Below are 20148 nucleotides of genomic sequence, written 5' to 3' on the forward strand. Positions count from 1 at the left end.
TAAGACTTAATATAAGTCAAATAAAAGACTACCACAAGATTACCACAATTCAACTTCATGATGCGGGATTACTACTACAACACTAAATAAACAGTAGATTATGAGGTAAATAAAACTTCCATGAATATTCAGAAGATATTTCATGTTGATATAGCCGAATAAAAGGATGCCCTAAAAGGTAATTTATGAATGAAAGCTACAACAATTTGAAAGTTGCCCGTTTCACATCTTTGCTGTTGCTTCCAATCATAACCTCGAAGTTTCCCGGCTCGCATACAAAATCAAGACGATAGTTATAGAACCTCAGTAAATCGGAAGTAATCTTGAAAGAAACCTTTTGGGACTCGCCGGCTTTCAGGAAGATCTTTTTAAAGCCTTTCAATTCCTTCACCGGACGGGTCACGCTGCCCATGAGGTCGCGGATGTAAAGCTGAACAACTTCAGTACCGTCTTTCTTGCCGGTATTGGTCACGGTGACGGTGGCGGTCAGTTCGCCCTTATCTGTCATGACAGACTTATCCAGCGTGACGTTGCTGTAGGCGAAGTCAGTATAGCTTAGTCCGAAGCCGAAAGGGTAAAGCGGTTCGTTGTCCACATCGAGGTAGTTGCTGCGGAATTTCCGGAACCATGCACCTTGAGGTAACGGACGGCCGGTGTTCTTATGGTTGTAGAACAGCGGAATCTGGCCCACGTTCTTGGGGAAGGTGGTGGTGAGCTTGCCACCGGGATTGACGTCGCCCAGCAGCACGTCGGCAATGGCGGAGCCTGCCTCGCTACCACCAAACCATACGTTAAGGATAGCGGGCACGTGCCTCTGCTCCCAATCCAGCACCAGCGGGCGGCCGGTAAAGAGCACCAGTACCACGGGCTTACCGGTGCCCAGCAGAGCTTGCAGTAGTGCGCGTTGGGTATCGGTTAACTCAAGGTCGGTGCGACAACTGCTCTCTCCGCTCATTTCAGAAGCTTCACCGAGGGCGGCAATCACCACGTCTGACTGGGCAGCCACGGCCAGTGCCTCGTCTAGCAGCTCTTTGTCAGAACGGCCGTCACGGTGTAGCGAACGACCGAACATAGTAGCTCGCTCCTCGTAGGCGGCATCGCTCATCAAGTTGCAGCCTTTGGCGGTGAGGACGCGTGCTCGTCCGGCGGTAGCGGCTCTCAGTCCGTCGGCCAGCGAGGTGGCTTTGTCCAGCACGGCTGCCACGCTCCACGTGCCCGGCATGTTAGTGCGGCTGTCTGCCAACGGACCTACCACGGCGATGGTTCCCTGTTTCTTCAGCGGTAGCACCTCCCCCTCGTTCTTCAGCAGGACGAAACTCTCAGAGGCAATGCGGCGAGCGGCGACACGGTGCTGGGGAGTGAAGATTTGCCGGCGGGCGCGACTCAGGTCGCAGTACTTGTATGGGTCGGCAAAGAGCCCCAGCTTGTATTTCGCCTCGAGTATGCGGCGACAAGCGGCATCAATAGTGGCTTCGGTGACTTTGCCGGCTGCAAGCGACTGCTTCAGTGTGGTGGAGAAGGCATCGCTCACCATATCCATATCCACTCCAGCATTCAGCGCGAGGGCAGCCACCGCCTGCATGTCTCCCATCCCATGCTCGATCATCTCGGCAATGCCGGTATAGTCCGTCACGACGAAGCCACGGAAGCCCCACTGGCGGCGCAGCACGTCGGTCATCAGCCAGTGGTTTCCAGTGGCGGGGATGCCTTCTACCTCGTTGAACGAAGCCATCACGCTGCCCGCCCCTGCATCTACGGCGGCACGGTAGGGCAGCATGTACTCATTGAACATCCGCTGGCGACTCATGTCTACCGTGTTATAGTCGCGTCCCGCCTCGCTGGCGCCGTAAAGAGCAAAGTGCTTCACGCAGGCCATGATTTCGTCGGAGCGGCTCATGTCCTTGCCTTGATAGCCGCGCACCATGGCCTGTGCAATGGCAGCCCCGAGGAAGGGATCCTCGCCGCTACCCTCTGCAATTCGTCCCCAGCGAGGGTCGCGGCAAAGGTCCACCATCGGGCTGAATGTCCAGCAAATGCCGTCGGCACTGGCCTCCACAGCGGCAATGCGTGCCGACTCTTCCACTGCCTTCATGTCCCACGTGCACGATAATCCCAGCGGAATGGGGAATACCGTCTCGTATCCGTGTATGACGTCCATCCCAAAAAGCAACGGGATGCCCAAACGGCTTTCCTCCATTGCCACCTTCTGCACCTCGCGGATGCGTTCCACACCCTTCAGGTTGAACAGCCCGCCCACTTCGCCGGCACGGATGCGCTGCACTACCTCGCTGCTTTGTGCCTGTCCGGTGATAATCTCACCGGTGACCGGCAGGTTCAGCTGACCAATTTTCTCGTCCAGCGTCATCTTCTTCATCAGTCCGTCGACAAAACGGTTCATCCCCTCAGAGGGGTTTTGCGCACACGCACCACCGGCGACAAACGCCCAGTAGAGCCAAAGGAATCTCAAGTTGGATAGTAAATGTTTCATGTCTTTCATACTTTTTTATTGCAAATAAAAGAAAAGCATGCAGCAGCTCCATATTCCACACTACGACAAAAGTACGCTCATTATAAAAAATAAGAAAGAAGGTACGACATTAGTACCTCTCTTATTGATATGTCGCTAATCAACAGCTATTTGAAATTTATCAAAAAATCTGTCAGACTTTCCTCCGAAAGTAGATTGAATTTCTTACGCAGCCGGTATCTTGCCGCATCGACTCCGCGGATGGAGATGTTGAGCATCTTGGCTATCTCCTTGGTGGGCATGTTCAGGCGGAACAGTGCGCAGAAGCGCAAATCTCCCGAGGTCAGGTCGGCGTACTGACGTTTCAGGTTGCGGAAGAAGTTTTCGTGTATACGGTCGAAATTAGCCTGAAACATGGTCCAGTTCTCTTCATCAGACACGATGTTATTATTTATCAAAGTGAGCAACTTATCCAAATTCTTACGGCTATACTGTCCCGAGAGCTTCTGCTGCTGTATTTCTTCTTTCAATGAACTCAGGAATTCCTGATGGACGATGTTCGTCATCACTACGCTGGACAGTTCCTTACTCTTGAAACGCAGGTCGGCCTCGAGCTGCTCCTTCTCCAGTTCGATGATTTTCTTCTCCTGCCGCTCCAGCTCCGCCTGATGGACGACGCGCTGCCGCTCTATCACCCGGTCCTTCTTCCGCTTTACGAAGCGGTAGACAAGGTATTGCAGCAAGGCCAGTAGGCACAATCCCAGCAAGACGTAGCCTCCCACCGCCCAATACGACAGGTACCATGGACGCAGAATTTCGAAAGGCATCTCTGCCGATGCCCGCACGCCGCCGGCATCGTACACTTCCGCACGGAACACATAGCGCCCGTATGGCAGGTGAGTATACTTCTTCTGCAACTCGCGTCCGCCGGGTGTCCATTGTTCAGAATACCCTTCCAGCAGATACCTTACCTTATATATATAGTCGCCGTATACCGGATAGCTCAACGTGAAGCTCACCGTATTGAAGTCGGGGGCCACTTCCACTCCGGGCTGCACGCTCAGCAGTTTCCGCTTGCCGCTGAACTCGTCCGCCGCCATCATCTCCGCAATCCGGAGCGAACGCACCACCTGTGGTTTATACAAGGAAGAGCTGTCCGTCTCAATACGCGCAATGGCATTATTCAAGCAGAGATAAGAACGATTGTTTCTTTTATCATAAACCACACTTCCCCGATCTTCCACCGCCACGCCGTCGAATAAAGAATAGGGAATCCGGAGTTCGATTTTAAAAGTATTCATTGCACACTTTACCAAGTACACCGTTCTGTCTCCTACGAACCAATAGCCATCTCCGTCTGCCCGGCTCACCGTCTTGATTTCCTTCAATTCCGCCAACTGTTCGTTCATCGTTGTATACGGAACGATGGAGTCGGTCATATCCTCGTACGTATAGAAAGCCTCTCCGTTAGAGAAAACTACGCGACCGTTAATCTTGAATAAGGCAAAACTTCCTCCCTGCACTTTACCCAAGCTATCGTATTTCCGCACCTCCTTCACCTGTCTCATGTCCGCATCGATACGGAAGCGGTACAGACCGTTCCTCAAGTGCTTCGCCCAGATATTCCCCTGGGCATCCACCTCCAGATGCCGAACCATGTGGCTGAACCCGTACAACGAGCGGGTGAAGCGATATCCCCCAGCCGTATCTTCCGTATATAAGTTCAGCAGGGCGTAAGTCCCTTCCAGTAGATAAGACTGGTCTTTCAACTCCACCTTTGCCATGCACATCCCTCCCTTTGCGTCGGATACTGGCTTGGCTTCCATGCCCGATACGATGAAAGTTCCCTTGTTGTGCCCGCAGAAGATGTGCTTTCCCCACTCCTTGACGAACCATGCCTGCTCCTCCATACCCGGAACCGGTTCGGCCTTTCCGTCCTTTAATCGGTAGAGCCCCTGATTGGAAGCGACGTATGCCTCATCTCCCCTCACCAACACATCGTATACCATGCCTATCTTTCGGAACGGAGGCTCGTAATAGTATATCAGGGAATTGTTCTGTATATAGGCGATACCTTCGTCCAGAGCCGCCCACAGATTATTGTTGTCGTCGCAATACAGCTTCAGGACGGTGTTATTCCGCAGCCTGTTGTCCGTACTGATCTTCCACAGCAGTCGTCCTTTCTTATCCAACGCATAGATACCGTCGGATATGGTGCCAATAACGTAGCAACTGTCTTTAGTCATCACGGCACGATTAATGGTATGCTTCCTGAAGAGGTCGTCGCACTCAGTCTTCCACCTTTCCACCGCCCCGTCGCGATAGAGGAAGCCTCCCTGATTGCGGGTAAGCATCAAAACGGTATCTCCATAAGGAAGTCCGGCTAACACATCGCTGTCACCGAAAGCTTTCCTGGGAATCAGTTCTTTCATTTCTCTGTCGGAAAACACGCAAAGTCCACCGTCTATTCTTTGGGAATAACAAATACCTCCAACTTGAAACAGGTTAAGCGGAAGGTCCTTCAGCCGAACGCCTCTCACCGAATTTCCACTATAAAAGAAAAGAGAACCGAACGAATGAAACACGATTTCTCCCTGAACGCAAAGAATATCCCATATTTCGTCGTTATGAAAACTGAAATTCTTCACTTCATTTTTCAGCGAGTGATAGGCAAGCGTGTTGTAAGGGGTACGTTCGAAGTAGCCGAATTCTTCGTAGGAGCCTACATAAATTTTCCCGTCTTCGCCTATATAGATGGCGCGCACAATTCCCTTCGTGGGCAGTTCGTACAGCCTCCAGACGTTTCCGTCAAACTCCAGCAGTCCATTATTATTACCAAAATACATCACTCCTCTTTCATCCTGTGCTATGGACCAATTCTGAATACCGGCATTATAATCCGACACCGAATAATTCCTCACTATAGGAGAAAAAGGTATAGGTGAACCTTGTAGTAAACTACTGAAAACCCAAAGAACGAAAAACGTTATTGCAATCCTCATGAGTACTATTTATAGGTATCTACCAACAAAGATACATTTTTTACGTTTTCGTAAAAACAAAATCGCAGATTATCCTCTTTTATAGAGAGATAACCCGCGACAGAAAATTTCTTTTATCAAGTTAGGCGGGAAGGTACTTTATAAGGCTTCGGACTTGGAAAGGATACAGGAGGAGAACTACAAGGATAATAGTACCGTAATACCTTAATAAAAATGTGTTTATAGCATACGAAAAGGAGAAGTCGAAACGGATTGGGAGCTTTTCGGGGAGAGGTTGGGGGCGATAATCTTCAATAAACCCAACAAAGCCGACTGCAGCCGCAGTCGGACCTCCTCGACAGGTATTTCGTATCCGAGCTCTTCGGCGAGGGAGGTAACGCCTTTATTGACGAACCCGCACGGATGGATATGTCTGAAATAACGCAGGTCGGTATTTACGTTGAGTGCTAATCCGTGCATGGTCACGAAGTGACTGCTCCGAACTCCGATGGCGCAGATTTTCCGTTCGCGGGGAGCGCCCACGTCCAACCATACGCCGGTGGCTCCACTTACTCTTTGTGTCTTGATGCCGTACGAGGCACAAACGCGAATCACGGCTTCCTCCAGGCGGCAGATGTAGGCTTTTAGCCCCAAACTGAACTCCTCGAGATCGAGGATGGGGTAACACACCAACTGTCCCGGCCCGTGATACGTAATGTCGCCGCCGCGGTCGGTACGGAAAAGTTGCGCTCCCACTGCCTCCAATTGCGCTTCGTTCAGCAGTAGATTGGTCGCTTTCCCGCTTTTGCCCAGTGTATAGACGTGCGGATGCTCTACGAATACGATCCGGTTCGTGTAAGGCCGCCCGTTTAGTTTCGCCTCCACGAGGTCTTCGAACAGTTTCTCCTGTCGCTCCCAAGCTTCGGCATAGGGTACCGTTCCCCAATTTTCTACATGCATCGTCGTTCGTTGAAATGATGTACAAAGAAAGTACAAATCTGTCATGTATCCAATAAAAGATAAAAAGAAAAATGGTTTTACCAGACAACGATAAAAAAGAATGAAAGCCGCATACGTTATGAAAAAAAGAACTACCTTTGACAGGCGAACGCGCAGGAAAAGCGGCGTCGCAAGATGTAACGCAAAGAGCCTATCGTCATGAAACATATTTTTTATTTATGCTTGTTGCTCTCGATTTCGCCGAGCCTGTTCGCCCAGCAATCGATGGAAAACGACTCTTCGTCCGTCGGACGAACTCCCCGTATCATAATTCCCGCGGACATCGACTCGCGGAATCTGATCGAGGAACTGAACGGGGTGAAGGAATTAGATGACGGATTCCTCTTGGATTTGAACCTGAAAAGTGCCTTGCCTCCTCGCCTATCCTCCTCGTCATTCCTTCAGAGGCTGATACTCGTCGGCTTCCCGACCGTCGACAAGCCGACGGTCTATTTCAAGAAGGCCACGATCTACGACGTGGTATACGGAGCCGTCCGTCCGTCATACGGCCTTTTCAGTTCGAGTCGCTTCGGGGGGCATGTCTTCCCCGTCGTTCTGCAAAGCGCCGCATTCCACTTGAGCAACGGCTGGAAAGCAAGCGTTTTCGGAACATATAACGCCGAGGGACACAAGTTTTTTATTCCCGGTGCGCTGCCGTGGGAAAGGAACGATTTCAGAGGAGCCTTCGAAATGAAATCTCCCAATGGGAAATTCGGGATTCGGGTCGAAGTGAGCAAGGAGCGCGAAAACGCCTTCGGGTTCTGATCAGACAAAAGATATTTTTCGGCTTTTTTATCGCTCGTTTCACGGAGTTGTCCTATCTTTGCCGATAGACGAAATCAATATTTTATTCATTAAAAACCAAAAAGGAAATGAAAACCATAAAAGCATATCTATCTGTAGCATTTTCCATCGGGGTGTGCGGTGTTTTATTCGCAGGATGCAATCATCGAAATCAGAATGTAAACTATTCTTTCAAGACTGTCGAGAAAAAGGAAATTTATCGGTTGAATGAGGAACAAAATGCTCCCGCCTGCGATTTCGCACTGAAGTTTACTTGCCTCGACGAAAGGGAGGGCGATTCGATCGCCCGGAAAATCAACCGAAACATCCGTAAAAAAGTATGGGGCGAAGACGCCGGTGCCATGGACAATGAAGAAGCCGTCGAAACCTTTTACCGGAAATACATAGCGACTTACAAAGACGAAATAGAAAGCCTTTATAAAGAAGATCAGCACTCTGGAGAGAAACCGGACGAAATGCCGACGTGGTATAATTACGAATATCGACAGGAAACGGCTGTCGACGGAGGAAAACCAGGCATCCTGAACTACCGATCGACCGTCACGGAATACCGCGGCGGCGCTCATCCCGCCACGACAACCACATGGTTCAATATCGACGAAAGAACGGGCGACGTGTTGACTTTCGACGACGTATTCATTGCCGGAGCAAGGGAACAGCTGATACCCCTGATCAAGGAAGAGCTGATCCGTGTAAAAGCCAAACAGCACACCGATCTGAACATTCAAACATGGGACGACCTGAAGAAGAACGGCATCCTGATCGACGATACCGGTGAGGGACTCTTCGTTCCCGATAACTTCCTCCTCGAAAAAGAGATGGTCAGCTTCTTGTATAATCAGTACGACATCGCTCCCTACGCCGAAGGCGCTACGAAAGTCGGCATCTCCTATTCGATGGCGGAGAAGTATATGCTTCATTAACCCCGGTCATGGAACTTATTCTGAAATACTTTCCCGACTTGACAAGCGATCAACAACGACAGTTTGCAGCGCTCGACGCCTTGTACTCGGATTGGAATAGCAAAATCAACGTGATCTCCCGAAAAGACATTGCTCACCTTTACGAACACCATGTGTTGCATTCGTTGGCTATCCCCAAGTTCATCCGTTTCCGTGCAGGCACCAGCGTTTTGGATTTCGGTACGGGCGGCGGTTTTCCCGGTATTCCCCTCGCGATTTATTATCCGGACGTGCGCTTTCACCTCATCGACAGTACCGGGAAAAAGGTCGGAGTGGCTGGCGAAGTGGCTCGAGCCATCGGGTTGAAGAATGTAACCGTCAGCCATCGTCGGGCAGAAGACGAGATAGGCAAATACGATTTCGTGGTCAGCCGAGCGGTGATGCCGATTGCCGATATGCTGAAGATCATTCGGAAGAATATCGTCAAAACGAATAAAAATGCTTTTCCGAACGGGTTGATTTGCCTGAAGGGCGGAGATTTGAACGAAGAAATCAGAACGATCAAGCATCTTAGCTCGGTCTACGAGCTCAAAAAGATATTCGAAGAGACTTATTTTGAAACGAAGAAATTGGTTCACGTAATCATAAAAGTATAAATGACTATGACGATAAAGAAGTTTGAATTCAACATGTTCCCCGTCAACTGTTACGTCCTGTCCGACGAGACGAAGGAGGCGATCATCATCGATGCGGGGTGCTTTTACGAAGAAGAACGCCGGACCTTGCGACATTATATTGATGCGCATGAATTGAAAGTCAAGCATTTGTTGAATACCCACCTGCATTTGGATCATATTTTCGGAAATCCGTTTCTTTACCGCACATACGGATTGAAAGCCAAAGCCAATCAGGAAGACGAATTCTGGCTCGTTCACGCTGACGAACAAGCGCGGGCGTTCGGCCTCGAACTCCCCGAAACGATGGTGCCCTTAGGAGGCTATGTGAACGACGGCGATCGCATTCTTTTCGGTAATACGGCGTTGGAAGCGATTCATATCCCGGGGCATTCACCCGGCGGAATAGCTTATTACTGTCAGGAGAACCAATGTGTATTCAGCGGCGATTCTCTCTTTCAGGGAAGTATCGGACGCGCCGATCTGGCGGGCGGTAACTTCGACCAATTACGCGAACATATTTGCAGTCGGTTGCTCGTGCTCCCTCCCGAGACGGTAGTCTATCCCGGACACGGCGATGCGACGACCATCGGCGAGGAAAAAGTGAATAATCCCTTTTTACGATAGCATTCATTGATAAACAAGACATAGTATGAAAACAGATTTATTAGCCGATAGGCATATCGGCATACGCAAAGCCGATCTTCCGCCGATGTTGAAGAAAATCGGCGTAAAGAGCGTGGACGAGCTCATCGACAAGACGATTCCCTCCGATATTCGACTGAAAATTCCTTTAGCATTGGCAAATCCGATGACCGAACGGGAATTTTTAGAGCATATCGCGCAATTGGCAGCCGAAAATAAACGGTATACTTCTTACATCGGTATGGGATGGTACGATACGATCACGCCAGCCGTCATTCTGCGCAATGTGTTCGAAAATCCCGTTTGGTACACTTCGTATACGCCGTACCAAACGGAAATATCGCAGGGACGTCTCGAGGCGCTGATCAATTTCCAGACAGTCGTTTCCGACTTGACGGCGATGCCTCTGGCAAATTGTTCCCTGCTGGATGAAGCTACCGCCGCCGCAGAAGCATCGACCATGATGCACAATCTCCGCAGCCGTGCGCAACAAAAGGCGGAAGCGAATACACTGTTCGTCGACGAACAGATATTTCCGCAGCATATCGCCGTATTAAAAACACGGGCTGTTCCTCAGGGAATCGATATCGTGACGGGAGATTATAAAACCTTCGAGTTCACTCCCGACGTATTCGGATGCATCGTTCAGTACCCGAACAGCAACGGAAACGTAGAAGATTACAAAGCTTTTGTGGAGAAAGCCCACGCAATCGAATGCAAGGTTGCCGTCGACGCCGACATCTTGAGTCTGGCCCTGCTTACGCCTCCCGGCGAGTGGGGTGCCGACATCACTTTCGGCAGTACGCAACGTCTGGGGATACCTCTGTTTTACGGAGGCCCGTCGGCCGCTTACTTTGCTACTCGCGACGAATTCAAACGGTTCATGCCCGGTAGAATTATCGGCTTATCGAAAGACAGATACGGGAAACTCTGCTATCGAATGGCGCTTCAGACACGCGAACAACACATCAAGCGCGAAAGAGCTACCTCGAATATCTGTACGTCTCAGGCTCTCCTGGCCACGATGGCTGGTTTCTATGCGATATATCACGGTAGGGAAGGGATGGAAGCGATTGCAGCACGCATCCATGCGATTGCGGTTTTCCTCGACGGGGCCTTGTCTCGTTTAGGATACGAACAGCATAACGAAGTATTCTTCGATACGCTGCGCTTCAGTTTACCCGAACATGTCACGACGCAGAAATTACATACCATCGCGCTGAGCAAGGAGGTTAACCTCCGCTATTTCGAGAACGGCGACGTCGGGTTGAGCATCGACGAAACGACCACGTTGAAGGACGTTAACGTCTTGATCGCCATTTTTTCTATCGCCGCCGAAGAAGGCATTCAGGAGGTCAAAGATATTCCGTCGGCCGCATTTACGGGCGAGCTTCGGCGTACTTCTTCCTATCTGACTCACGAAGTGTTTCAGAAGTATCACACCGAAACCGAGATGATGCGCTATATCAAACGCCTCGAACGGAAAGATATCTCACTGACTCACTCCATGATCGCTTTGGGATCGTGTACCATGAAGTGTAACCCTGCCGCCGAAATGATAGCATTGACCGATTTGGGCTGGACAGGCATTCATCCTTTGGTGCCGGAAGATCAGGCGAAGGGTTACCAGTTGTTAATCCGTAATCTGACGGAACAATTGAAAACGATTACGGGGTTCGCCGGTGTCACGTTACAGCCGAATTCCGGTGCGGCTGGCGAATATACCGGTCTGCGCGTCATTCGTTCGTACCTCGAAAGTATCGGGCAAGGGCATCGTCACGTCGTACTGATCCCTTCGTCCGCTCATGGAACGAATCCCGCATCCGCCATTCAGTGTGGATTTACGACTGTTACGTGCGCTTGCGACGAAAAGGGCAATGTCGATGTCGACGATTTGAGAGAAAAGGCCGAAGCGCACAAGGACCATCTGGCGGCCCTGATGATTACGTATCCCTCTACGCATGGCATATTCGAACCCGAAATCGTCAAGATTTGCGATCTGATCCACAGTTATGGCGCACAGGTTTACATGGACGGCGCAAACATGAATGGACAAGTCGGACTGACAAGCCCGGGGATGATCGGTGCCGATGTCTGTCATCTGAACTTGCACAAGACTTTTTCCAGTCCTCATGGCGGCGGAGGTCCCGGCGTCGGTCCCGTATGCGTATCCGAGCATCTCGTGCCGTTCCTGCCCGGACATCCCTTGTTCGGAGACAGCACGAACGAAGTTGCCGCCGCACCGTACGGCAGCGCCGGCATCCTTCCCGTCGCCTACGGGTACATTTGTATGATGGGGACCGAGGGCTTGACCGAAGCCACGAAGACGGCCATTTTGAGTGCGAATTACTTGGCCGCCTGTTTGAAAGATACATACGGAATCGTATATACGGGAACGACAGGCTTCGTCGGCCATGAGATGATTCTGGATTGCCGTTACCTGCACGAACAGGTCGGAGTGAGCGAAACGGATATCGCCAAACGCCTGATGGATTACGGTTACCACGCTCCTACTCTTTCATTCCCCGTACACGGCACCTTGATGATCGAACCGACGGAAAGCGAAAGCTTAGCTGAATTGGATAATTTTGTCGAGGTGATGGAAAGCATCTGGCGGGAAATTCAGGAAGTAAAGAGCGGAGCAGCGGGTCGGGCGGATAACGTACTCGTCAACGCGCCGCATCCCGAATATGAAATCGTTGCCGATGAATGGAAACACGGCTACGCTCGGGAAAAAGCAGCCTATCCTCTTCGAACGGTGCGTGAAAATAAGTTCTGGATCCATGTGGCGAGGGTTGACGACGCGCTCGGCGACCGTAATTTGCTTCCGACCCGTTACGGCAAATTCGAATCGTGAAGTCTTTACGCAAAGAAAAAGAGGTTGGTTCACAAAAGAACCAGCCTCTCTATTACATGAATTCCCATTCGACAAGTTTCAGTTCAAATAGGCCTGCAATTGAGCGGGAGTGACATCTTTCGCCATAATTTCTCCGCGCTCGTTCAGCAAGTAATTTCTAAACCCTCTTTCAAGTTGATAAGCCTTGTAAAGCTCAGAGGTTCGGTCAAATCTGTCAACGTAACAGTTCTCCTCCGAAGATATCCGATCTGTCTTTATTATTTCTTCGAAAACGGACTGGTAATCATCGAATGAAACTGATACTATTTTTATTCTATTTGCTCGATTTCTGACGGCATGACACACCGTTGCGTTGCGCAATCTCGAAGTTGCATCGTAACCGGCCCAGAAACTGAGCAGCACCATCTTCCCCTGCAACTCTTTCAAGTTCACCTCCTGTCCGTTCTCCTGAAGCGTAAAGGAAGGAGCGATGTCTCCTATGCTTATCCCTTCGATATGCGAATCTTTTCCTCTGTACGAAACGGAAAAGACCGAAGTCGCGAGTAACAGAATAAAAATCGATCTTACATTTTTAATCATATACTACACTTTTAGCTCGCTTATCATCGACTCTTTTCAATGTCCTTGTGTTGATAACCTCTTTCATATCCGTTTGAAAATCAATTCGATTTCGGCGATTTAAATTGCGACAAAGTTAAAGACTTTTTATTTTTCGGCCAAAGGATCGACTGATAAATTATGTTATATAGCATAAAATTCCCCATTCCATCGTAAAAAAGGCAGACAAGATAAGGGGGATTTCGGATAATATTGTGTAATTTCGCCGAGTAATAAAGCCATTTTATGGAAACGAAGCGAGAACTCATTCTTATTAGCATCAGCGGTGTCGATCGTCCGGGCCTGACGGCCTCGATTACTCAAATTCTATCCGAATACGATGTAACGATCCTCGATATCGGGCAGGCCGATATCCATAGCCAGCTGTCTTTGGGTATCCTTTTCATGAGTCGTGAAGAGGATTCCGGAAACATTATGAAAGAGCTGTTATTCAAGGCTACGGCATTAGGAATTGCGATCCGTTTCTCGCCCGTGGCTGAAAGCGAATACATGCATTGGGTGAACATGCAAGGGAAGAACCGTTACATCTTGACGCTGCTGGGACGCAAACTCTCCGCTCATCACATTGCAGCCGTAACGAAGATCCTCGCCGACCAGGGATTGAATATTGATTCTATCAAACGACTGACCGGCCGCATGCCGCTCGACGAGCAGAAGGCGAGCGTCCGCGCCTGCATTGAATTCTCCGTTCGAGGGAATCCGCAGCACATGGAAGAAATGCAAAGCCGACTCATGCACCTGAGTTCGGAGATGGGAGTCGACTTTTCTTTTCAGTTGGACAACATGTATCGCCGAATGCGTCGGTTGATTTGCTTCGACATGGATTCTACCCTCATTCAAACGGAATGTATCGATGAGTTGGCAGAACGTGCCGGCGTGGGCGAACAGGTCCGGGCGATCACCGAAAGGGCCATGCGCGGAGAGATCGATTTCAAAGAAAGTTTTGCCCGAAGAGTCGCTTTATTGAAAGGACTCGAGGAGAGTGCTATGCGCGATATTGCAGAACATTTGCCCATCACCGAAGGTGTCGACCGGCTCATGTTCGTGCTGAAGCACTACGGGTATAAAATTGCGATCCTTTCAGGAGGATTCACTTATTTCGGCCATTATTTGAAACAGAAATACGGCATCGATTACATGTACGCGAACGAACTGGAGATCGCTGACGGAAAATTGACCGGCCGTTATGTGGGCGAGATCGTGGACGGAAAACGCAAGGCGGAACTCTTGCGCCTGATTGCGCAAGTCGAACACGTAGACATTGCGCAAACCATCGCCGTGGGAGACGGAGCGAACGACTTGCCGATGCTTTCGACGGCTGGTCTGGGCATCGCCTTCCATGCCAAACCGAAAGTGGTGGCCAATACCAGGCAATCCATCAACACGATCGGCTTGGACGGCGTGCTCTACTTCTTAGGCTTTAAAGATTCCTATCTCGAAGAGAAGGGTAAATTATAACTATTGCATCATATCAAAACTATTAAGCGCACTTCATGAAATTTTCAGAATTCAATTTCGATCCTACCGTCCTTCAGGCGTTAGACGCTATGAATTTTAGTGAATGTACCCCTATTCAGGAGAAGACCATCCCGGTGTTGTTAAACGGTCGCGACGTTATCGGCGTAGCGCAAACCGGAACGGGGAAAACAGCTGCGTATTTGCTGCCCGTCATCAATCAGCTCTGCGGGGGGACGTATCCGAAGGATGCGGTCAACTGCATCATCATGTCGCCCACAAGAGAACTGGCGCAGCAAATCGATCAGCAGATGGAAGGTTTTTCGTACTTTATGCCCGTCTCGAGCGTGGCCGTGTACGGGGGGAACGACGGGACGCGTTTCGAACAGGAGAAACGCGGATTGACGCTGGGGGCCGATGTGGTTATCGCCACGCCGGGACGACTGATCAGCCATATCGGCTTGGGGTATGTCGATTTCTCCCAAGTCTCTTTCTTCATTCTCGACGAAGCCGACCGTATGCTCGACATGGGATTTTACGACGATATCATGCAGATCGTAAAGCTCCTCCCCAAGAAGAGGCAAACCCTCCTGTTCTCCGCCACCATGCCCGATAAGATTCAGCAATTGGCCGAAAATATACTGGATCATCCAGTCGAAATCAAATTGGCCGTGTCAAAACCGGCCGAAAAAATCATTCAGACAGCCTATATCTGTTACCAGACTCAGAAGTTCCGGATTATCCGCACCCTGTTCTCTGACGCGACGCAAAGCCGCATCATTATTTTCGCTTCTTCGAAGTTAAAAGTCAAAGAGATTGCCAAAACCCTGAAAAACATGCGTCTGAATGTGGGCGAGATGCATTCCGACTTGGAACAGTGGCAACGCAACGAAATGATGACGGAGTTCAAAGCCGGCCACATCAACATCTTGGTGGCTACCGACATCGTAGCGCGAGGAATCGACATCGACGATGTCCGGCTGATCATCAATTACGACGTGCCTCACGATTGCGAGGATTACGTGCATCGAATAGGGCGTACGGCGCGCGCTAACAACGACGGATGCGCCATCACGTTGGTCAGCGAAGAAGAACAGTTCAAGTTCAAGCAGATAGAAAACTTCTTGGGAAAAGAGATATATAAACTCCCTGTTCCGGAAGAGTTGGGCGAAGCGCCTGCCTATGAACCGGAAAAGAACTCCGGCAAACGGAGAAGCTCCCATAAGAAACGACCGGCCAAACGGAATCGTTGAGGCGATAAAAGTTAAAATCCGTTTTAGGTGCTGCTGATCCGCTCGGCGGGAGCTAAAATCCATTTTAGGTGCTGCTGATCCGCTCAGCGGGAGTTAAAATCCATTTTAGGCGTTGCTGATCCGCTCGGCGGGAGTTAAAATCCATTTTAGGCGTTGCTGATCCGCTCAGCGGGAGCTAAAATCCATTTTAGGCGTTGCTGATCCGCTCAGCGGGAGCTAAAATCCATTTTAGGCGTTGCTGATCCGCTCGGCGGGAGCTAAAATCCATTTTAGGCGTTGCTGATCCGCTCAGCGGGAGCTAAAATCTATTTTAAGCGTTGCTGATCCGCTCGGCGGGAGCTAAAATCCATTTTAAGCGTTGCTGATCCGCTCGGCGGGAGTTATTACCGGACCAACACATAATCGATATGCCCCTCTTTATCAATCATCAGATTGACGAGGTAGCACGACGCTTCGTCCGGAATGCAAAAGCTGGCTTGAAAACGGTAGCCTTTCGCGTCCACCCCTCCGAAGTCCATATCCGAGAGCACGGCATATTGGTAAAAATCGGGCGGAATCAAGTCTTCAAACATCTGCTTGCGGATGTCCTGAGCGAAAAGACTGGTCTTCCCCTCATACACGCAAATGTGTATGATATTGTCGTAGTAAACGTTGTCGACGGCTATCCCCTCGTCCGAGAGACCCGGCTTGGTGATTCTCATGCGTGAGGGATTGATATAGACATACCCGTGATAGCGATGATTGTTATAATACACTACAGAATCTTTCTTCACGACTTCTTCGTAAACCGGTACATCGGTTTTATGAATAAATGCGTTCACGTCTGCATGTTCATCCGCTTTATGCAAACGGATATGTTCGTCGAAAATGGAATGGAACCAAAAGAGGTGCTGCGTCAGTTTCTCGATCCTGTAACCGTTGGTCACCGCCCCGTAGGTGATCAGGCTGTCGGCATATATTTTAAAACGCACGGGAGCGATCGCTTCATCCGTATAGAAAATCGTATCGCCCACTATGTTCATGAGCGGCTCATCAGTGCCGTCTTCCTGCCAGATGCCTTGCAGCATGGCTTTCGCCTCCTCGTTTTCCTCCATCGAAGCACCGTCCTTCGACGCTTGCCTGCACGAGGCGAAAGCGATAAAAAAAGTTATAACGACGATATAGCTTATGACTCTCATTTCAACAATCTTCTTGCAAATTTTCGCTCGCTTTCTTTGCGTTCGACAAAATTACAATAAATTTGAGAGGGAATCTTATTTTGACGAAAAAACTTCGATAAAACAGAATAATATGCTTACTTTTGCATCATGGATGAATTGGCAAGACATATAGAAATGCTGCTGTTGGAGAACGATTGCGTCATCGTCCCCGAATTAGGCGGATTCATCGCTCACTACGAATCGGCGCATTACGATGCTGCGGAGCATATCTATTATCCTCCCAAACGCACCATCGGCTTCAATTCGAAACTGATCATCAACGATGGGCTGCTGGTTCAATGCTATATGCAGACTTATCACACCGACTTTCCCGACGCTACGCGAAAGATAAAACAGGAGGCGGAAGCGATGAAAGATCGGTTGCATCGGGAGGGAAGCGTAGCGATTCCCCGCGTGGGTAAGTTGTGCTGCAATATTCACGACGTGTACGAGTTTCATCCGAGCGAAGAAGAGCTTGCAACTCCTTCGCTATATCAACTCGATTCGCTTTATATCCGCGAGCTGGACGAAGCTCCCCCGATATCGGCGAAAACGATTCCTTTCGTCCGGAAGCAGATCGAAACGCGCCAAGAGCGGAAAGCTGTTCCCGTCCGGTGGATCGGCAAAGCGGTTGCGGTAGCTGCGGCGATCGTTCTTTTCTTCTTCCTCTCCACCCCTGTCGAGAATACCTATACAGACGACGGGAACTACGCTTCGTTGGAGACGGCCGAATTGGTCAGCGCAATCAAAACCCAGTCGTTAGCCATGAATGTGATCGCTCCCAAAGGAGCCGAAAAACAACCATCCGTACCGCGCAAGCCGGCAAGCGCCGCAACCGAGAAAGCCCCTGAACAGGGACGGATCGATGTCAACGGACCGAACGAGCTGTCGGAACCGGCGGTAACCAACTCTGTCCAGGAACCCGTACCGGAAGGGCCGACAGCTGCGACGATGGAAAATACCCCCCGATACCATATCGTCATTGCGAGCTTGGAAACGATGGCCGGGGCGCAGGCCTACATCGAGGCTCATCAGCAAAAAGAAGAATACAGCCTCAGCATCCGCGAAGGAAACGGACATTTCCGTATCGTCTTATGCAGTTTCGACGAAGAACCGGCGGCCTATAAAAAGTTGAACGAATTTAAACGGCAAGATGTACACCCGAATGCATGGGTGCTTGCTTCCAAATGATCGATCGATATGAAAAGAGTCCGATGTCCCAAATGTGATCATTATATCATGTTTGACGAAACGAAATACGGCGAGGGTCAGGCATTGGTCTTTGTCTGCGAAAAATGTCGTAAAGAATTTCGGATTCGTATGGGCAAATCGAATGCCAAGCCACTTCGAAAAGAGGATTTCGGAAATATCGTCGTCGTGGAAAACGCGTTTGCACCGAAACAGATCCTCCCCCTAAAAGAGGGCGACAACCTGATAGGCCGGCGATACAGAGGAATGAAGGTGGATGTCCCCGTCGAATCTACCGATCCCAGCATGGATTGGCGCCACTGTTATATCCATGTAAGAAAGAATGCGGATGGCGAAATAAGCTATACGCTGCGGGATAACGATAGCGCTACAGGAACATTCTTGATGAACGAACTCATCGAAGGCAGAGACAGGCGCCGAATCGAAGACGGGGCGATTCTCACCTTGGGAGCCACGACCCTCATCTTCCACGCTGCACCCGACAACATAAAAAGTCGTAAGGCATGAAACAGATTATTCTCATCACCGGCGGTGAACGTTCGGGCAAAAGTCAGTTCGCAGAAAAGATGGCACTCGCCCTGTCAAAGCATCCCGTCTATTTGGCCACGTCGAGGATATGGGACGACGAATTTCGCGAACGCGTTTCCAAGCATCGGACTCGGAGAGGTTCCGAATGGACGAACATAGAAAAGGATAAAGAGCTGTATGCCGTCGACGTAACCGGACGAGTGGCGGTGATCGATTGCGTCACCCTGTGGTGCACCAATTATTTCTTCGACATGAAAGCCGATACGACGAAAGCTTTGCAGTGGGTGAAAGAAGACTTTGACCGATTCACGGAAAGAGATGCAACTTATATCTTCGTGACCAACGAAATCGGTTCGGGAGGCGTTTCGAAGAATCGACTGCAAAGACAGTTTACCGATCTGCAAGGTTGGATGAACCAACATATCGCTTCGAAAGCCGATACCGTGTTCTTAATGGTTTCGGGTATCCCCGTTTTGATAAAAGGTTCCTCCCCCATCGCCCTATGACGTTTCGTATGCAATGAAAACTTTTCGAATCGATAGACCGGATCAAACCATCAAGTTCGCTCTGACGGATAAGATCGACAATCTGACTAAACCCAAAGGGGCGTTGGGCATGCTGGAAGAGCTTGCCTTGCAGATCGGGCTGATTCAACAAACCCTCTCCCCTTCCCTGTCCCATCCTCACCATATCTTATGGGCAGGCGATCACGGCATCGCAACGGAAGGGGTCAGCAAGTCGCCCAAAGAAGTCACGTGGCAGCAATTGAGCAATTTCGTTCATGGCGGCGGCGGGATCAATTTTCTTTGCCGACAACATCGTTTCAAGTTGGTAATCGTCGATGCAGGCGTCGATCACGAACTCCCTTACGAGTGTGGCATAGTGAATTGTAGCGTCGGGCGGGGGACTAAGAACTTCCTTTACGGACCAGCCATGACGGATGCGGAGCGCGACCTGTGCGTGGAAAGAGGTGCCGCGATCGTCGACGAATCGTTCGAAGCAGGCTGCAATGTGATCAGCTTCGGCGAGATGGGCGTCGGTAACACGTCGCCTTCTTCGATTTGGATGCATTTAATGACCGGTATCCCTCTGAAAGAATGTGTAGGCGCAGGCAGCGGACTGACCGCCGAAGCCGTCCGCCGCAAATATGAGATTCTAAAGAAAGCAGTCGAGAACTATCGAGGAGACCGTTCCGCAGAGAGCTATTTGAGTTGGTTCGGCGGATTCGAGATGAATATGGCGGTGGGCGGCATGCTGCGCGCCGCCGAGCACGGAATGATTATACTCGTCGACGGTTTTATCATGACGAACTGCCTGCTGGCCGCCAGTAAACTCTATCCGAACATCTCGGATTACGCTATCTTTACTCACCAGAGCGATGAGTCCGGCCATCGCCTCGTATTGAACGCCCTGCATGCACACCCTATTTTGCGCATCGGACTGCGCCTGGGCGAAGGTACCGGTGCGGTATGCGCTTATCCGATCGTAGAGTCGGCGGTCAGAATGATTAACGAGATGGATACTTTTACTCACGCCTCTATTACGAAATACTTTTAA

At 50.2% G+C, this 20148-nt stretch carries 16 protein-coding genes; 11 read left to right on the top strand and 5 right to left on the bottom strand.

Annotation, left to right across the window (positions count from 1 at the left end; genetic code table 11):
• Positions 1-196 precede the first annotated feature (196 nt).
• The 3 genes from bglX to lipB form a co-directional block, all read right to left on the bottom strand.
• The gene (bglX, locus tag BN102_RS08260; protein ID WP_036787886.1) at positions 197-2488 is read right to left on the bottom strand and encodes a beta-glucosidase BglX; all 2292 of its coding nucleotides are present in this window, start codon (positions 2486-2488) and stop codon (positions 197-199) included.
• A gap of 146 nt (positions 2489-2634) precedes the next feature.
• Positions 2635-5469 (bottom strand): ligand-binding sensor domain-containing protein, encoded by a 2835-nt coding sequence (locus BN102_RS08265; RefSeq protein ID WP_083867229.1) that lies wholly within the window; start codon positions 5467-5469, stop codon positions 2635-2637.
• A 219-nt stretch (positions 5470-5688) separates the two neighbouring features.
• Complete coding sequence (gene lipB / locus BN102_RS08270) at positions 5689-6453, bottom strand: lipoyl(octanoyl) transferase LipB (RefSeq protein ID WP_281032480.1); 765 nt, start codon at positions 6451-6453, stop codon at positions 5689-5691.
• 153 nt (positions 6454-6606) lie between these two features.
• Between lipB and BN102_RS08275 the strand changes: the two genes are divergently transcribed.
• From BN102_RS08275 to gcvP, 5 genes are all read left to right on the top strand, one after another.
• Positions 6607-7212 carry a hypothetical protein gene (locus tag BN102_RS08275; RefSeq protein WP_156810961.1) on the top strand — a complete coding sequence of 202 codons (606 nt, stop codon included), beginning with the start codon at positions 6607-6609 and terminating at the stop codon, positions 7210-7212.
• Between the two features lie 107 nt (positions 7213-7319).
• A complete protein-coding gene (locus BN102_RS08280) occupies positions 7320-8174 on the top strand; it encodes an RsiV family protein (protein ID WP_019208658.1) in 855 nt (284 codons plus the stop codon).
• A gap of 8 nt (positions 8175-8182) precedes the next feature.
• Positions 8183-8809 carry a 16S rRNA (guanine(527)-N(7))-methyltransferase RsmG gene (rsmG, locus tag BN102_RS08285; RefSeq protein WP_019208659.1) on the top strand — a complete coding sequence of 209 codons (627 nt, stop codon included), beginning with the start codon at positions 8183-8185 and terminating at the stop codon, positions 8807-8809.
• Positions 8810-8815: 6 nt separating this feature from the next.
• The gene (locus tag BN102_RS08290; protein ID WP_035455931.1) at positions 8816-9454 is read left to right on the top strand and encodes an MBL fold metallo-hydrolase; all 639 of its coding nucleotides are present in this window, start codon (positions 8816-8818) and stop codon (positions 9452-9454) included.
• Positions 9455-9479: 25 nt separating this feature from the next.
• Positions 9480-12329 (top strand): aminomethyl-transferring glycine dehydrogenase, encoded by a 2850-nt coding sequence (gcvP, locus tag BN102_RS08295; RefSeq protein ID WP_019208661.1) that lies wholly within the window; start codon positions 9480-9482, stop codon positions 12327-12329.
• A 78-nt stretch (positions 12330-12407) separates the two neighbouring features.
• Here the strand turns inward: gcvP and BN102_RS08300 are convergent, their stop codons facing one another.
• Positions 12408-12908, bottom strand: coding sequence for a redoxin domain-containing protein (locus tag BN102_RS08300; protein ID WP_019208662.1), 501 nt, complete (start codon positions 12906-12908; stop codon positions 12408-12410).
• Between the two features lie 264 nt (positions 12909-13172).
• On the opposite strand from BN102_RS08300, the gene serB reads away from it, so the two are divergent.
• Positions 13173-14405, top strand: coding sequence for a phosphoserine phosphatase SerB (serB, locus tag BN102_RS08305; RefSeq protein ID WP_019208663.1), 1233 nt, complete (start codon positions 13173-13175; stop codon positions 14403-14405).
• A 35-nt stretch (positions 14406-14440) separates the two neighbouring features.
• Positions 14441-15655: a DEAD/DEAH box helicase gene (locus BN102_RS08310; protein ID WP_019208664.1), complete on the top strand. Its 1215-nt coding sequence runs from the start codon at positions 14441-14443 to the stop codon at positions 15653-15655.
• 383 nt (positions 15656-16038) lie between these two features.
• Here the strand turns inward: BN102_RS08310 and BN102_RS08315 are convergent, their stop codons facing one another.
• A complete protein-coding gene (locus BN102_RS08315; RefSeq protein WP_019208665.1) occupies positions 16039-16833 on the bottom strand; it encodes a DUF4738 domain-containing protein in 795 nt (264 codons plus the stop codon).
• Positions 16834-16962: 129 nt separating this feature from the next.
• On the opposite strand from BN102_RS08315, the gene BN102_RS08320 reads away from it, so the two are divergent.
• The 4 genes from BN102_RS08320 to cobT are packed head-to-tail and all read left to right on the top strand — an operon-like array spanning position 16963 to position 20148.
• Positions 16963-18045 carry an HU domain-containing protein gene (locus BN102_RS08320; RefSeq protein ID WP_019208666.1) on the top strand — a complete coding sequence of 361 codons (1083 nt, stop codon included), beginning with the start codon at positions 16963-16965 and terminating at the stop codon, positions 18043-18045.
• 9 nt (positions 18046-18054) lie between these two features.
• Entirely contained in the window at positions 18055-18570 is a 516-nt protein-coding gene (locus BN102_RS08325; RefSeq protein ID WP_035455832.1) for an FHA domain-containing protein, read from the top strand.
• On the top strand, positions 18567-19097 hold the full coding sequence (gene cobU, locus BN102_RS08330) for a bifunctional adenosylcobinamide kinase/adenosylcobinamide-phosphate guanylyltransferase (RefSeq protein ID WP_019208668.1): 531 nt from the start codon (positions 18567-18569) through the stop codon (positions 19095-19097). The genes BN102_RS08325 and cobU overlap by 4 nt, the downstream gene beginning before the upstream one ends.
• Before the next feature lie 13 nt (positions 19098-19110).
• A complete protein-coding gene (gene cobT, locus BN102_RS08335; protein WP_019208669.1) occupies positions 19111-20148 on the top strand; it encodes a nicotinate-nucleotide--dimethylbenzimidazole phosphoribosyltransferase in 1038 nt (345 codons plus the stop codon).

Origin of the sequence: Phocaeicola abscessus CCUG 55929 (assembly GCF_000312445.1) — a bacterium.
Lineage (GTDB): Bacteria > Bacteroidota > Bacteroidia > Bacteroidales > Bacteroidaceae > Phocaeicola > Phocaeicola abscessus.

What these genes read in the sequence shown, in the direction of transcription:
- bglX (WP_036787886.1), bottom strand. Translation starts at nt 2,488, where the DNA reads ATGAAACATTTACTATCCAACTTGAGATTCCTTTGGCTCTACTGGGCG.
- BN102_RS08265 (WP_083867229.1), bottom strand. Translation starts at nt 5,469, where the DNA reads ATGAGGATTGCAATAACGTTTTTCGTTCTTTGGGTTTTCAGTAGTTTA.
- lipB (WP_281032480.1), bottom strand. Translation starts at nt 6,453, where the DNA reads ATGACAGATTTGTACTTTCTTTGTACATCATTTCAACGAACGACGATG.
- BN102_RS08275 (WP_156810961.1), top strand. Translation starts at nt 6,607, where the DNA reads ATGAAACATATTTTTTATTTATGCTTGTTGCTCTCGATTTCGCCGAGC.
- BN102_RS08280 (WP_019208658.1), top strand. Translation starts at nt 7,320, where the DNA reads ATGAAAACCATAAAAGCATATCTATCTGTAGCATTTTCCATCGGGGTG.
- rsmG (WP_019208659.1), top strand. Translation starts at nt 8,183, where the DNA reads ATGGAACTTATTCTGAAATACTTTCCCGACTTGACAAGCGATCAACAA.
- BN102_RS08290 (WP_035455931.1), top strand. Translation starts at nt 8,816, where the DNA reads ATGACGATAAAGAAGTTTGAATTCAACATGTTCCCCGTCAACTGTTAC.
- gcvP (WP_019208661.1), top strand. Translation starts at nt 9,480, where the DNA reads ATGAAAACAGATTTATTAGCCGATAGGCATATCGGCATACGCAAAGCC.
- BN102_RS08300 (WP_019208662.1), bottom strand. Translation starts at nt 12,908, where the DNA reads ATGATTAAAAATGTAAGATCGATTTTTATTCTGTTACTCGCGACTTCG.
- serB (WP_019208663.1), top strand. Translation starts at nt 13,173, where the DNA reads ATGGAAACGAAGCGAGAACTCATTCTTATTAGCATCAGCGGTGTCGAT.
- BN102_RS08310 (WP_019208664.1), top strand. Translation starts at nt 14,441, where the DNA reads ATGAAATTTTCAGAATTCAATTTCGATCCTACCGTCCTTCAGGCGTTA.
- BN102_RS08315 (WP_019208665.1), bottom strand. Translation starts at nt 16,833, where the DNA reads ATGAGAGTCATAAGCTATATCGTCGTTATAACTTTTTTTATCGCTTTC.
- BN102_RS08320 (WP_019208666.1), top strand. Translation starts at nt 16,963, where the DNA reads ATGGATGAATTGGCAAGACATATAGAAATGCTGCTGTTGGAGAACGAT.
- BN102_RS08325 (WP_035455832.1), top strand. Translation starts at nt 18,055, where the DNA reads ATGAAAAGAGTCCGATGTCCCAAATGTGATCATTATATCATGTTTGAC.
- cobU (WP_019208668.1), top strand. Translation starts at nt 18,567, where the DNA reads ATGAAACAGATTATTCTCATCACCGGCGGTGAACGTTCGGGCAAAAGT.
- cobT (WP_019208669.1), top strand. Translation starts at nt 19,111, where the DNA reads ATGAAAACTTTTCGAATCGATAGACCGGATCAAACCATCAAGTTCGCT.